The organism is Mesorhizobium humile (assembly GCF_033977215.1).
Taxonomy (GTDB): domain Bacteria; phylum Pseudomonadota; class Alphaproteobacteria; order Rhizobiales; family Rhizobiaceae; genus Mesorhizobium; species Mesorhizobium humile.
In genome coordinates this window covers 193,614-206,580 of sequence record NZ_JAVIIV010000007.1, presented here as the reverse complement: position 1 = coordinate 206,580, position 12,967 = coordinate 193,614, and the positions used below count along the sequence as shown (strand labels likewise).

At 65.0% G+C, this 12,967-nt stretch carries 12 protein-coding genes; 8 read left to right on the top strand and 4 right to left on the bottom strand.

What is annotated here, in order from left to right:
• The first annotated feature begins 6 nt into the window (after window positions 1-6).
• The 8 genes from RFM52_RS13705 (at window position 7) to RFM52_RS13670 (ending at window position 7,318) form a co-directional block, all read left to right on the top strand.
• On the top strand, window positions 7-450 hold the full coding sequence (locus RFM52_RS13705) for an SRPBCC family protein (protein ID WP_320297058.1): 444 nt from the start codon (window positions 7-9) through the stop codon (window positions 448-450).
• A gap of 12 nt (window positions 451-462) precedes the next feature.
• Window positions 463-1,257, top strand: a complete 795-nt coding sequence (locus RFM52_RS13700; protein ID WP_320297059.1) for an FAD binding domain-containing protein — start codon at window positions 463-465, stop codon at window positions 1,255-1,257.
• A gap of 56 nt (window positions 1,258-1,313) precedes the next feature.
• Window positions 1,314-1,796, top strand: coding sequence for a (2Fe-2S)-binding protein (locus RFM52_RS13695; RefSeq protein WP_320297060.1), 483 nt, complete (start codon window positions 1,314-1,316; stop codon window positions 1,794-1,796).
• Window positions 1,797-1,805: 9 nt separating this feature from the next.
• On the top strand, window positions 1,806-3,173 hold the full coding sequence (locus RFM52_RS13690; RefSeq protein WP_320297061.1) for a xanthine dehydrogenase family protein molybdopterin-binding subunit: 1,368 nt from the start codon (window positions 1,806-1,808) through the stop codon (window positions 3,171-3,173).
• 1 nt (window position 3,174) lies between these two features.
• Window positions 3,175-4,179 (top strand): xanthine dehydrogenase family protein molybdopterin-binding subunit, encoded by a 1,005-nt coding sequence (locus RFM52_RS13685; protein WP_320297062.1) that lies wholly within the window; start codon window positions 3,175-3,177, stop codon window positions 4,177-4,179.
• Window positions 4,180-4,186: 7 nt separating this feature from the next.
• Window positions 4,187-5,068 carry an AAA family ATPase gene (locus RFM52_RS13680; protein WP_320297063.1) on the top strand — a complete coding sequence of 294 codons (882 nt, stop codon included), beginning with the start codon at window positions 4,187-4,189 and terminating at the stop codon, window positions 5,066-5,068.
• 226 nt (window positions 5,069-5,294) lie between these two features.
• Entirely contained in the window at window positions 5,295-6,431 is a 1,137-nt protein-coding gene (locus RFM52_RS13675) for a vWA domain-containing protein (RefSeq protein ID WP_320297064.1), read from the top strand.
• The gene (locus RFM52_RS13670) at window positions 6,431-7,318 is read left to right on the top strand and encodes an amidohydrolase family protein (RefSeq protein WP_320297065.1); all 888 of its coding nucleotides are present in this window, start codon (window positions 6,431-6,433) and stop codon (window positions 7,316-7,318) included. The genes RFM52_RS13675 and RFM52_RS13670 overlap by 1 nt, the downstream gene beginning before the upstream one ends.
• Window positions 7,319-7,489: 171 nt before the next feature.
• Here the strand turns inward: RFM52_RS13670 and RFM52_RS13665 are convergent, their stop codons facing one another.
• The 4 genes from RFM52_RS13665 to RFM52_RS13650 all read right to left on the bottom strand — a co-directional run bounded on the left by RFM52_RS13665 (window position 7,490) and on the right by RFM52_RS13650 (window position 12,930).
• Window positions 7,490-7,897 carry a carboxymuconolactone decarboxylase family protein gene (locus RFM52_RS13665; protein WP_040984089.1) on the bottom strand — a complete coding sequence of 136 codons (408 nt, stop codon included), beginning with the start codon at window positions 7,895-7,897 and terminating at the stop codon, window positions 7,490-7,492.
• A 367-nt stretch (window positions 7,898-8,264) separates the two neighbouring features.
• Entirely contained in the window at window positions 8,265-9,761 is a 1,497-nt protein-coding gene (locus tag RFM52_RS13660) for a sugar ABC transporter ATP-binding protein (RefSeq protein ID WP_320297066.1), read from the bottom strand.
• Window positions 9,761-10,810 carry an SMP-30/gluconolactonase/LRE family protein gene (locus RFM52_RS13655; RefSeq protein WP_320297067.1) on the bottom strand — a complete coding sequence of 350 codons (1,050 nt, stop codon included), beginning with the start codon at window positions 10,808-10,810 and terminating at the stop codon, window positions 9,761-9,763. Before RFM52_RS13655 ends, RFM52_RS13660 begins: the two co-directional genes overlap by 1 nt.
• A complete protein-coding gene (locus tag RFM52_RS13650; RefSeq protein ID WP_320297068.1) occupies window positions 10,807-12,930 on the bottom strand; it encodes an ABC transporter permease in 2,124 nt (707 codons plus the stop codon). The genes RFM52_RS13655 and RFM52_RS13650 overlap by 4 nt, the downstream gene beginning before the upstream one ends.
• Window positions 12,931-12,967: the final 37 nt, after the last annotated feature.

Below are 12,967 nucleotides of genomic sequence, written 5' to 3'. Positions count from 1 at the left end.
CAGTCTATGGCGAAAGTCACCATTTCCAGCGTCATCGACGCGCCGGTCGAGCAGGTCTGGGCGCGCATCCGCGACTTCAACGGCCTGCCGGGCTGGCATCCGCGCATGGTGGAAAGCCATATCGAGGACGGCAAGGATGCCACCACGATCGGCTGCGTGCGTAATTTCAAACTGGTTAGCGGCGCGACATTGCGTGAAAAACTGCTGGACTTCTCGGACGAGAATTTCCTGGTCAGCTATTCCATCCTCGAGACCCCGCAGCCGCTCACCAACCACAAGGCGACGCTGCAGTTGCGCCGCGTGACCGACGGCAACCGCACCTATGCCGAATGGAGCGCAAGCTTCGACGCCGCGCCCGAGGAGGCCGACAAGCTGGCCGAGGGCATGGGCGCCAACGTCTTCCAGGGCGGGTTCAACGCCCTGAAGGCCCATTTCGCCAGCCAGAGCTGACGGGAGCCCACCATGTCGCTTGCGATACGGACTTTTTCGAGCGTGACAGACGCCAACACCGCGCTGCAGGCGTCGGGCACCCGCTATCTGGGCGGCGGCACGCTCGTCATCCGCGCGGCCAATGAAGGCGATGTTTCCGTCTCCAGCCTTGTCCGCGTCAACGATCCCGGCCTCTCGCAGATCGCGGTCTCCGGTGGCAACGTCCGGCTCGGCGCTTCGGTCACGATGGCGACAATTGACCACCATCCCGAGCTTGCAGCGCTCGCGCCGGCCGCGCGCGCCGTCGGCGGGCCGGCGATCCGCAACATGGCGACCGTCGGCGGCAATCTGTTTGCCCCTGCACCCTATGGCGATTTCGCGGTGGCACTGCTGGCGCTGGACGCGGCCGTCGTCACCGAAGATGGCGAACTGCCGATCGAGACCTTCCTGGCCGGCCGCGACACCAGCCGCGCCATCGTCACGGCTGTCGGTTTCTCATTGCCCAAGGCGGAAAGCTTCCGCTTCATGAAAGTGTCGCGCGTCAAGCCGAAGGGGGTCTCGGTGCTGAGCATCGCAGCGCTTCTGCAACGCACAGCTGACGGCACGGTGACTGCCGCGCGCATCGCGCTAGGCTGCATGGCCGATAGGCCGATACGGGCCAAAGGAGCGGAGAAGGCGCTGCTCGGCTGCAAGCTCACGCCGCAGGGGATCGCGCCGGCGCTGGCCGCTGCGGGCGAAGGCATCGCGCCGATCACCGACCCGATCGCCAGCGCCTGGTATCGCGCCGAGGTCCTGCCGGTCCACCTCGGCCGGCTGTTGTCGAATTAATCCGTGGGGGACGCGCGTCTGTCCGGCCGATCCGGGCAGGCGCGCAGGGAGGAAAAATGGCGAAGGTACCTGTCCAATTCATTCTCAACGGTTCCGAGAAAGCCGAGTTCGTCGAGAGCGGCACGACGCTGCTCAACGCGTTGCGCGACAAAATCGGCGACACCTCGCCCAAGGGCGGCTGCCACCAGGGCACCTGCGGCGCCTGTTCGGTCATCATCGACGGAGAATTGAGGCTCTCCTGCCTGACGCTGGCCGAGACCTGCGGCGGCGCCGACATCAAGACGACCGCCGGCCTCGCCGAAGGCGGCGTGCTGCATCCGCTGCAGCGCGCCTTCCTCGACGCCTTCGCCACACAATGCGGCTTCTGCACGCCCGGCATGATCATGGCGGCAAAAGTGCTGCTCGACCGCACGCCGAACCCCAGCCGCGAGGATGTGATCGAAGCGCTGTCCGGCAACATCTGCCGCTGCACCGGCTACGAGCCGATCATCCAGGCGGTGCTCAGCGCCGCGCGCGCCAACTCGCAGAACGCCGCCTGAGGAACAGCCATGGAACTGCGCAAGGATTATTTCGCCGATGTCCGCAAGGACGGCCTGCATGAGATCGGCCAGGGTCGTCCGCGGCTCGATTCACCGGGACATGTCACCGGCAAGACAGCCTATTTCGCCGACCGCAACTTCCCCGGCATGCTGCATCTGAAGATGGTGCGCAGCCCGCACCACCACGCCCGCATCCGCTCGATCGACACGTCGGAAGCGGAAAAGCATCCGGGCGTCGTGCGCGTGCTGACCGCCAGGGACGTGCCGCACAATGTCTACACCATCCTGATCCTGATCCAGGTCGGTCCCGAGGACGAGACCGTGCTTGCCGACGGCAAGGTGCGCTGGAAGGGCGAGGCCGTGGTGGCGGTGCTGGCCGAGACCGAGCGCGCGGCGCAGGAAGCCGCCGCCAAGGTCAAGGTCGACTATGAGGTGCTGCCGGCGGTCTTCGACATGGAGGAGGCGCTGAAGCCCGGCGCGCCGATCGTCAACGAATATCACGGTCAGAACCACTACCTCTATGACAGCGGCGAGTGCCGCAAGGTCCGCTTCGGCGACGTCGAGGCGGGCTTTGCCAGGGCCGACCATATCCTCGAACAGTCCTACCAGTCCTCACCGATCGAGCATGCGCCGACTGAGACTACCGGTTGCGTAGTGGCGCCCGAGGGCAATGACCGCTTCACCTGCTACACCAACACGCAGGCGATGTTCTTCACCCTCGACAACACCTCGATCATCCTGCAGATGCCGGGCTCGAAGCTGCATTTCGTCGGCGGCACGGTGGGCGGCGGTTTTGGCGGCAAGGTCGACGTCATCGTCGAGCCGATCGCCATTCTCGGCGCCAAGCTCACCGGACGCCCGGTCTCCTTCGTCTACAGCCGCGAGGAGGAGATGCAGATCTCCTCGCCGCGCGCGGCCGAAAAAGTCGTCATCAAGGACGGCGTCATGAAGGACGGCCGCATCGTCGCGCGCAAGGTGACCGGCTACACCGATGCCGGCGCCTATTCGCGCCACTCGCCCTATGGCGCGCAGAAGGGTGCGGCGCACTATCCCGGTCCCTACACGATCCCGAATGTCTGGATCGACACCTATTGCGTTTACACCAACCGCACCCCTTCGTCGGCCATGCGCGGCTTCGGCGTCACCATCGGCGACTTCGCGCTGGAGGTGCAGATGGACAAGCTGGCGCGGCTGATCGGCATGGATCCGCTCGAGTTCCGCTTCATCAACGCCTATCGCGACGGCGACATGAAGGCGCATCGCCAGCCGACCGAGGGTGCCGCGCTGATCGAATGCATGCAGGAAGCCTCGCGCGCCGCCAACTGGCCGGTGGCGGAAAAATACATGGCGATGTCCTCCTACAAGAAGGGAGCCTGAGATGGCGATCCGGCGTGGACGCGGCGTCGCCGCGATCAACTATCCGACCGGCATGAACCTCGGCGGCGACCCGACCCAGGCGCTGGTTCATTCGACGCCGACCGGCAATTTCATGGTGACGCTCTCCAGCGTCGATCTTGGACAGGGCATGAAGCAGATCATGGCGCAGATCTGCGCCGAGACGATCGGCGTGCCGACCGATCGCGTCATCATCGACACCGCCGATACCGACACCGGTCCGCACTGCATGGGCACCTTCGCCTCGCGCGGCACGCACCGCGCCGGCAACGCCGTCATCCAGGCCGCCAAGGAAGCCCGCCAGGTGATGCTGGAAGTGGCCGCGGAGGAGCTGGAGGTCAACGCCTCCGACCTCGAGACCGACGGCCAGGGCAACATCCAGGTGAAGGGCGCGCCGCAGAAATCGATCTCGATCTTCGATGTCGCGCTGTCGGCGCATTTCAAGCGCGGCCGCTCGATCTCCGGCCGCGGCATGTTCCTGATCCCGCGCTCCTATCCGGAGAAGGAGACCGGCGCGATGAAGCCGTCGACCTGTTATGCCCATGCCTGCACGGTGGCCGAGGTCGAAGTCGACGACGAGACCGGTGAAGTGACGGTGCTTACCGTGAAGAACGTGTTCGAGATCGGCCGCGCGCTCAACCCGAAGATGGTCGAGCAGCAGCTGGTCGGCGGCTCCTGGATGGGCATCAGCCACGCCCTCTACGAGACGACCGAACCCTATTATCCGAACCGCGACCATGGCGGCACCGACTTCAACCAATATCTGATGCCGGGCCCAGGCGATCTGGCCGAGACCCAAATCATCGTGCTCGAGCGCCCCTCGGCCGACGGGCCGTTCGGCGCCAAGGGACCGGGCGAGATGTGCGCCAATCCGCAGATTCCGGCCGTCGCCAATGCCGTCTTCGACGCGGTCGGCGTTCGCATCGACACGCTGCCGATCACGCCCGAGCGCATCCTGCGCGCGCTGAAGGCGCAGGCCGCGGGCTGAGGGGAAGATGGCAAACGCCGACGCCGTTGAAGTCGCGGTTTCGCCGGAGGCGATAGCCGAGCGCCTTGCCGCTTCGCGCTATCTGGCCGACGACAGCCTGGCCACCGCGATCTTCCTGGCGATCCGCCTGGGCAAGCCGCTGCTGCTCGAAGGCGCGCCCGGCGTCGGCAAGACCGAAGCCGCAAAGGCGGTCGCCGAGCTGCTTGGACGCGAGCTGGTGCGCCTGCAATGCTATGAAGGCATCGACGCCGGGCATGCGCTTTACGAATGGAACTACCAGCGCCAGCTGCTCGCCATCCGCCATGCCGGCGAGCACGAGATCGATATCTATGACGACCGATTTTTGATCGCGCGGCCGCTGTTGCAGGTGCTGCGGGCGCCAGAACAGCGCGTGCTGCTGGTCGACGAGATCGACCGCTCGGACCACGAGTTCGAAGCGCTGCTGCTCGAATTCCTCTCCGACTTCCAGATCAGCATCCCGGAACGCGGCACCATCCGCGCTGCCACGCAGCCCATCGTCATCCTGACCTCGAACCGAACCCGCGAGCTAGCCGAGGCGCTCCGCCGGCGCTGCGTCTATCACTGGATTGGCTATCCCGACGCCGCGCGCGAGGCCGAGATCATCATGCTGCGCTCGGGCGGTGTCGCCGAGGCGACGGCACGAGCGGTGGCGAATGCCGTGCAGGAGATCCGCGCGCGGCCCCTGGCCAAGCCGCCGGGCATCGCCGAGGCGGTCGAATGGGCGAACGCCGCGACCATCCTCGAAAAGGGCGGCAGCCCATGGCCGCAAGCTTTCCGCCGCGCCATCGGCGTGCTGATCAAGGACGAGGAGGATTTGTCCGCGATCGCGCCGGAGCTGGGGAGGATTGTCGAGGAGGCGCTGGGGTGATGGACAATCGCAACGCGCTGGCGCGATACCCCAGAGCTAATGCGCGACGCTGGCGGGACAGCCCCCCTCTCTGTCCTGCCGGACATCTCCCCCTCAAGGGGGGAGATCAGATGGCACGCCGGCTTTCGCCAATCGCCGACGTTGCAGGAAAGAGCGAGGCGCCCAAACCGCCAATCTCCCCCCTAGAGGGGGAGATGTCCGGCAGGACAGAGGGGGGCGCGAAGGAATGAGGCGTCCGGAAAGCTTGCCCCCCGCCGCCGCACCCTTCCTAGGCTTCGCCCGCCTGCTGCGCCGTCACGCCTTTCCCATCGCCTCAGAACAAATCTTCAGCTTCATGCAAGCGGTCACCCTGCTCGGCCCACGCTCGATGAGCGACATCCGCGAGGCGGCTCTTGCGACGCTCGCGCCGCCACCCGATCGACGCGGCGAATTCGAGGCGCATTTCCGCACCTATTTCTACGGCGACGCCAAGCCGTCGATCGAAGGCGAAGAGGACGACGAGACCCGCGTCAAGGACGATCGCGGCACGCGCGAGGAAGAGAACCAGATCGCCCGCCAGGACAAAGGCGGCGAGCTGTCTTCGGCGCTCGAGCAACTGAGCAGCCGCGATTTCCAGCGCGACGCCGATGGCATCGGCCAGTTTCGCCGCAAGCTGGCGTCGGCCCTGCCTGCGCGTCGTTCCTTCCGCACCGCCCGCACCCGTTCGCGCGGCACGCTCGACCTCAGGCGCTCGCTCAGCGAAATCGTCAGCGCCGATGGCGACATCCCCTCGCCGCTGCTGCGCTGCCGGCAGATCGTATCGCGAAAACTGCTCCTGCTCATCGACGTCTCCGGTTCGATGAAACTGCATACCGCCGATTACCTCAAGGTCGCGCACGCCGCCGTGCAAGGCGCGGATAGCGCCGAGATCTTCACCTTCGGCACGCGTCTCACCCGCATCACCTCAGCGCTGCGCATCCGCGACCGCGAGCAGGCGCTCGCCCGCGCCGCGGCGCTCGTCGACGATTGGGACGGCGGCACCCGCATGGGCCCGACATTGCTCACCTTCCTTTCGGTGCCGCGCTTTTCCGCCTTTGTACGCGGCGCCTGCGTCGTCATCCTGTCCGATGGCCTGGAACGCGGCGACCATGCCGACCTCGAAACCGCGATGCGGCGGTTCAGCGCCCGCGCCTTCCGGCTATCACTGGCGAGCCCGCTCGCCGGCGATCCACGCTTTCGCCCGGCGACGTCGGCGCTCAGCGCCATCCTGCCGGTGCTCGACGATCTGGTCGACGGCTCGTCGGTCGGAGGCCTGACTGATTTCATCCTGTCGCTCGCCCGCCCCGCGCCTGCGGCTTCAGTCATCTGGAAAAGGGTATCGTGATGCAGAAGGCCATCGACGCGCATTTCCACATCTGGCGCCAAAAGGACCAGCCCTGGCTGGTCGGACCGATGGTGCCGCGCATCTTCGGCCCCTACGAGCCGATCCGCCGCGACTATCCGATCACGGAGTTCCTCGAAGACCAGAAGGGCTCGGGCGTCGCGAAGGCCGTCTATGTCCAGACCAACTGGGCCAAGGAGGATTTCGAGAAGGAGGTCGCCTTCCTGCAGAAGACCGCGGACGAGACCGGCTGGCCGCACGCCATCGTCGGCTATGCCGACATGACGGTCGACGATGTCCGCCCGCAAATCGACCGGCTGATGAAATACAAACTGCTGCGTGGCGTGCGCATGCAGCTCCATTGGCATGAGACTCCCGCCTTCCGCTTCGCCGCCTCGGCCGATCAGGTGATCGATCCAAAGGTGCGCAAGAATGTGGCGCGGCTGAAGGACTACGGCCTCTCCTTCGACCTGCAGCTTTTCCCGGCGCAGATGAAGGACGGACTGACGCTGGTCGGCAAAAACCCTGAGACGAATTTCATCCTCACCCATGCCGGCATGCTGACCGGCATGGAGCCGGAAACGACCGAAGCCTGGAAGGCCGGCCTGCGCACACTCGCCACAGCGCCCAATTTCTACGCAAAACTGTCGGGGCTCGGCACTTTCGTCCACCGCAACGACCCGGAACTCATCGCCTACATCATCGACAACGCGATAGACATCCTCGGCAGCGACCGGCTGATGTTCGGCTCGAATTTCCCGATCGAGAAGTTGTGGACCAGCCATGCCGAGCTGATCAAAGCGCACCGCGCGGCGGTGGCCGGGCACGGAGCGGCGGCCGAGGCGGATATCTTCTGGAACACGGCGGAGAAGGTGTATCGGCCAGTGTAGCGCTTTTCTTCCTTCCCCCCTTGTGGGGGAAGGTGGATCGGCGCGAAGCGCCGAGACGGATGAGGGGTGTTCCAGCGGAGTGAGACGCTGGCGTTCCCTGGAGCACCCCTCATCCGTCCGAGCTTCGCTCGGCCACCTTCTCCCACAAGGGGAGAAGGGGAAGTCGGCGCTTCACTTCACCTCGAATTGCGGATCGAGCGGGATCTGCATTGCGGTGACCAGATGGTTGGTCTGGCCAGCCAAGCCGATGATCGACACCAGCTCGCCATGCTGCGCGTCGGTCATGCCCTTGGCTCGCGCCGCGGCCGTATGCGAGTGGATGCAGTAGGAACAGCCATTCGCCGTGGAGACAGCGATATAGATCATTTCCTTGGTCAACGGATCGATGGCGCTGTCGGCGACCATCACCGCCTTGAGCTGCTCCCAAACCCGCTTCAGCGACGCCGGATCATTGGCGAGCCCGCGCCAGAAATTGTTGACGAAGTCGGATTTGCGCGTCGCCCGGATATCGTCGAACACGGCCTTCACCGCCGGAATCTTTTCGACCTCGGCATCGCTGAGCAGTTTCGTGGTGGCCATGGCGTGGTCCTTTCGTTTGAGGCGTTGGTCGAGGTTGTTGAATCAAGCATTGCGCATAGATGGCTAACCTGTTTGTCCGATTGAGCTTTTGGCTCGAAACAGCACACTGCCTCGTAGGTTATCGAAGCACCTCAACATCGTCATTCCAGGGCGGAGCAAGGAGCGAAGCGACGCGCGCAGACCCTGGAATCCATGCCGCGACCTCGCGCGAAGAGTGCAGCGGAGCAGAATTCTGGACCGTAGCGGCGCCTAAATGTCACGGCATGGATCCTCGGGTCTGCGCGCGTCGCTTCGCTCCTTGCTCCGCCCGTGGATGACGACGTCGCGGAGGCTCCGGCCAATTATCAAGGTGTCCACCAGCCACACCCTAGTGCACTGCCGCATACATGATCTTCTCCTCCGTCGCCTCCGCCGGAGAGAACTCCTCGACGATACGCCCTTGCCGGCAAACCAGAATCCGGTCGGACAGGTTCATGATCTCCGGCAGGTAGGACGAGATGACGACAACGGCGAGGCCCTCGTCGGCCAAGCGGTTGATGATCTGGTGGATTTCAGCGATGGCGCCGACATCGACGCCGCGCGTCGGCTCGTCGAGGATGACGATGCGCGGCTGCTGCACCAGCCCCTTGCCGATGACCACCTTCTGCTGGTTGCCGCCGGAGAGCTCGACCACGCGGGCATTGTCGTTGATCGCCTTGATGTTGAGCGTCTTGGTCCATTCGGCCGAAAGCTGCCGCATCTCCTGCTGGTTTATCACCCAGGCCTTTTCGCGGCCGGCTGCAAGCAGGCCGCCGAACAGGTTCTCGGCGATGCCCATCGTCTCGAAGATACCCTCGCTCTTGCGGTCCTCGGTGACGTAGACGATGCCGTCTGCCACGGCCTCACTCGGCACCAGATAGCGCACCGGCCTGTCGTCGAGCTCGATCGCGCCGCCGCGCAGGAAATCACGCTTGTAGATGCCCGAGACGATCTTGAAGGTCTCGGTGCGGCCCGATCCGATCAGCCCGAACACGCCGGTGATCTGGCCCTCGAAGATCGAGAAGGAATTGTTGCGCACGATGTTGCTCATCGAGATGTCCTGCACCGAGAGCACTTTCTTGCCGGCCTTGCGCAGTTTCGTCTCGTCGCGCTGGCGGTAGATCTGCCCCGATAGCGAGCGCCCGACCATGGCGGCGACAATCCTGTCGCGGTCGAAGGCCGAGGTCTCGTCGGTGATGACCAGTTCGCCGTCGCGCAGGATGGTGATGCGGTCGGCGATCATCAGCGCCTCTTCCAGCGCATGGCTGATGAAGACGATCGACACGCCGCGCGCCTTAAGGCGGCGGATCAGCGCGAAGAAATGGCGTTTCTCCTCCGGCGTCAGCGTCGCCGTCGGCTCGTCGAAGATGATGATCTCGGCATTGTGGTGGACGGCGCGCGCGATCTCGACCATCTGCCGCTTGGCAGCACCAAGCGTCGCCACCATCGCGTTGGGATCGACCGGAAAGTTCAGTGACTGCAGGAATTGCTGCGCCGAGATGTAGGTGCCGCGCAGCCGGTTGAGGAATTTCTCGGTGCCGAGATAGAGGTTCTGCGCCACCGTCATCGACGGCACCAGGCTGGTCTCCTGGAACACCATGGCAATGCCGGCTTCCAGCGCGGCATGCGGCGAGGCGTAGGCGATCTCTTGCCCCTTGTGGAACATCTTGCCCGAAGTGGCGTCGACGACGCCGGCGATGATCTTGGTCAGCGTCGACTTGCCGGCGCCGTTTTCGCCGAGCAGCGCGTGGATCTCGCCCTTCCTCAGATCGAAGCTGACATTCTTCACCGCCGGCACGCCGCGGTAGGTTTTCGTCACGTCCTCCAGGCGCACGATCGGGTCCATCAGAAGCCTCCCGGCGCAAGGTCAAGCGCCAGCACGCAATCGCCGCCCTTCGAGGCGACGAACAGGCGGCCGTCCTGTTCCGCCACGCTGCAGATGCCGTGGCGCGTGCCGTTGGCGCGGCTGTGCAGGCTGAATTGCGGCTGCATGTCCCGGTCGAGCCTGACCACGAGACCGTAGGAACGGGTGGGCGACCACGGCTTGTGGATGCCCATGGTGCGGATGCCACCGCATTGCAGCGGCTCGAGGAAGCTGCGGTTGGAGGCCAGTGCCGGCGCGATCCAGTAGGCCGGCGGCACCTGGTCGATCATGTCCTGACGATAATGCGTTTCCTGCAGCACGAACTCGATCAGCCGGTTGCGCGGCGCAAACAGCGTCAGCCACGCGCCACCATCCGATGCCGGCGACAGCCGGGCGGGATAGCCGGGTAGATGCGTCAGCAGCGTGCCGCGGTTGCCGGTCGCGCCGAAGCGAACCAGTTGATGGCGCCAGCTCTCACTGACCACCACATCCGCGCCGGTGGGATATAGTCCGTAAGGGAAAGCGATGTCGCCGGCCACTTTACGAAAATCTCCGCCCGCCGCTCGCGACCAAAGCGAGCCAGATGCGCCCTTCTTCATCAGGTCGGCCGCCCATTGCGACGGCAGGTGCTGTGCCGAACCATTGGCCAGCCACAGCGTGCCATCATCCGCATAGGCAAGCGCCGTGATGCAGCGGATCTCCGCAGGCAACGAGACCTCCTTGCCGGCAATCAGCAGCTTGCCGCTTTCCAGCCCGACCGTCAGGTCGCCCGATGGCGACAGCGCCAGCGCGGAGACGGGGGATTGAAAGGTCTCGATCCCCACGGGTTCGAAACCGGCCGTAACCGCCAGGATGGCATTGCCGCTGGAGACAAGCAGACGCCCGTCGGCCGCCAAAAGATTGTCCGGTTCGGTCAGTTCGGCGAAGGCCGGCAGGTCGTCGAGCCGCGTGTTGGGACGGAAGGCGCCGTCGAGCGGGGGGATGGTGACCGCCTTGCCACGAAACACATCCAGGATCGGATCGAGGATCATGGTTTTGCTCCCCAATAGGAAGCGGGGCTCGTCCAGTTCGGGTCCGCGCCCTCGATCTTGTAGCGCCCGACGCGGTTGTTGAGGATGCCGCCGACGAACAGATAGCCCTTGTGCTCGCGCATCGAGGTCACCATCGGATGCGCGTTGCCGGAAAGATCGCCGAGCGTCTCGACGATGCCGCCCTTCTCGTTGAACTTCACCACGCCGCCGGTGTTGATGTTGGGGAACAGCCATTCGTCCTGCGGCAGGCGCCGCGTCATGCGCTTGCGCATGTCGGGGTGGCGCAGCGACAGGTCGAAGCTCGGCGTGCGCATGCCGAGCCATGCCATCCAGTAATTGCCGTCGGAAGCCCGGTTGATGTTGTCGGGATAGCCCGGCATGTCGCGGATGACGCATTCGGCGCTGCCCGCCTTCGGCCCTTCCAGCCAGTAGCGGTGCACGCGGCAGGCCCAGCTTTCGGCGAAGAACAACGACTTGCCGTCATGCGCCATGCACACGCCGTTGGTGTAGCGGTAGCCGTCGAGCAGTGTCTTGGTCGACCCGTCCCTCGGGTCATAGACCAGCAGGCGTCCCGTGGCGCGGTTCTCGATCGAGTCCAGCGCCCAATCGTGGGCGTCATAGCGCTTCGTCGAATCCGTGAAATAGATGCGGCCGTCGGGCGCGATGTCGCAATCGTTCGGGTCGCGCAGGCGCGCATCGTCGACGATCGAGGTCCAGGAACGCGCCGTCTCGGCCGACAGGCGCTTCACGTCCCGCTCCGGCGAGACCGAATAGAGCCCCATGGCGCCGACGCAGCTGATCAGATTGCCTTGCCTGTCGAAGGCCAGCCCCAGCGGAAAGCCGCCGATATGGGCAAAGACCTCGGAACGCTTGTAGTCAGGCGCGAAGAAGCGGACGATCTCGCCATGGCGCGTACCGCAGTAGAGGTGGTCGTCGCGGTCGAGGATGACGTCCTCCGGGCCCTCCAGCTCGCCGAGCCCGATATGGTCCGCGGCCGACAGCCGGTTGTCGAGCTCGTAGGATGTGCCGGAGCCGGGCGCGGCTGATTGCGTCTCGCCCATCTTGAGGTAGACGGGCGCGACATAGACCTCGTTCAGCACCTTGTGGCGGTTCTTCAGCCAGCGGATATCGATGGTGACGGCGACGGCCAAAAGGATGCCGAGCACCATCTGGTTGGTGCCGGTGCCGTAGCCCAGCCGGATCAGGCCGTTGGTCATGGTGAGCACGATGATGGCGCCCATCAGGCCCTTGACCACCGAGCCGCGTCCGCCGCCCAGGCTGACGCCGCCGACCACCGCCGCCGTCAGCGCCATGATCTCGAGGTTGAGGCCGGTGCCCGGCCCCGCACCGCTCAACCGGCAGGCGATGAGGAAGCCGCCGATCGAGGCGCAGAAACCGGAAAAGACATAGGTCATGAACACGGTGCGGCGCACGCGGATGCCGGCATTGTGCGCCGAGCGCCGGGAGCCACCCACCGCCAGCACATGCCAGCCGGGGCGCGATCGCGTCAGCGCGACATGCGTGACGATGGCCAGGATGATCGCCAACCAGACCGAGACCGACAGCCCCCAGAACGTGCCGTCGCCTATGAAGTCGAGCACATCGGAGGAAGCCTGCGAAAGCTGCACGTCGGCGGCATAGGTGGTGACGAGGATGTCGAACAGCGCCCGCCCGAAGATGAAGGTGACCAGCGTGGTGAGGAAGGCGCGCAGCCTCAGATATCCGACCAGGTAGCCGTTGATGGCGCCGAAGACGAGCCCCGTGCAAAGTGCGGCGGCCAGGGCCAGCCAGATCGACTGCTCGAGGATGAAGAAGACGTAGACGGCGGAAAAACAGGACAGCGCGAAGATCGAGCCGACCGAAAGATCGATGCCGCCGCCAAGCATCACCACGGTCATGCCTATCACCACCAGTGAGAACTCGCCGAGCTGGCGGGTCGATTCCTGCAACGAGGTGAGCTTGAAGAAGCCCGGAATGATCGAGCCGAACACGCCGAGCGTCGCCACCAGCGCCAGGAACGGTATGGCGTTGTCGGTCCAGCGCTTGGTCAGGATCTCGCCGACCAGATGGTCGGGCACGAGATTGTAGCGCCAGGCCTGGAGGCGTTCACGAAAATTCATCGGCTGCTGCTGTCATTCAACGGAAAAAGAACGGGCA

Excerpts from the sequence above, each read along its gene's own strand:
- RFM52_RS13695 (WP_320297060.1), top strand. The coding sequence starts at position 1,314 with ATGGCGAAGGTACCTGTCCAATTCATTCTCAACGGTTCCGAGAAAGCC.
- RFM52_RS13680 (WP_320297063.1), top strand. The coding sequence starts at position 4,187 with ATGGCAAACGCCGACGCCGTTGAAGTCGCGGTTTCGCCGGAGGCGATA.
- RFM52_RS13685 (WP_320297062.1), top strand. The coding sequence starts at position 3,175 with ATGGCGATCCGGCGTGGACGCGGCGTCGCCGCGATCAACTATCCGACC.
- RFM52_RS13705 (WP_320297058.1), top strand. The coding sequence starts at position 7 with ATGGCGAAAGTCACCATTTCCAGCGTCATCGACGCGCCGGTCGAGCAG.
- RFM52_RS13655 (WP_320297067.1), bottom strand. The coding sequence starts at position 10,810 with ATGATCCTCGATCCGATCCTGGATGTGTTTCGTGGCAAGGCGGTCACC.
- RFM52_RS13690 (WP_320297061.1), top strand. The coding sequence starts at position 1,806 with ATGGAACTGCGCAAGGATTATTTCGCCGATGTCCGCAAGGACGGCCTG.
- RFM52_RS13700 (WP_320297059.1), top strand. The coding sequence starts at position 463 with ATGTCGCTTGCGATACGGACTTTTTCGAGCGTGACAGACGCCAACACC.
- RFM52_RS13675 (WP_320297064.1), top strand. The coding sequence starts at position 5,295 with ATGAGGCGTCCGGAAAGCTTGCCCCCCGCCGCCGCACCCTTCCTAGGC.
- RFM52_RS13660 (WP_320297066.1), bottom strand. The coding sequence starts at position 9,761 with ATGGACCCGATCGTGCGCCTGGAGGACGTGACGAAAACCTACCGCGGC.
- RFM52_RS13670 (WP_320297065.1), top strand. The coding sequence starts at position 6,431 with ATGCAGAAGGCCATCGACGCGCATTTCCACATCTGGCGCCAAAAGGAC.
- RFM52_RS13665 (WP_040984089.1), bottom strand. The coding sequence starts at position 7,897 with ATGGCCACCACGAAACTGCTCAGCGATGCCGAGGTCGAAAAGATTCCG.
- RFM52_RS13650 (WP_320297068.1), bottom strand. The coding sequence starts at position 12,930 with ATGAATTTTCGTGAACGCCTCCAGGCCTGGCGCTACAATCTCGTGCCC.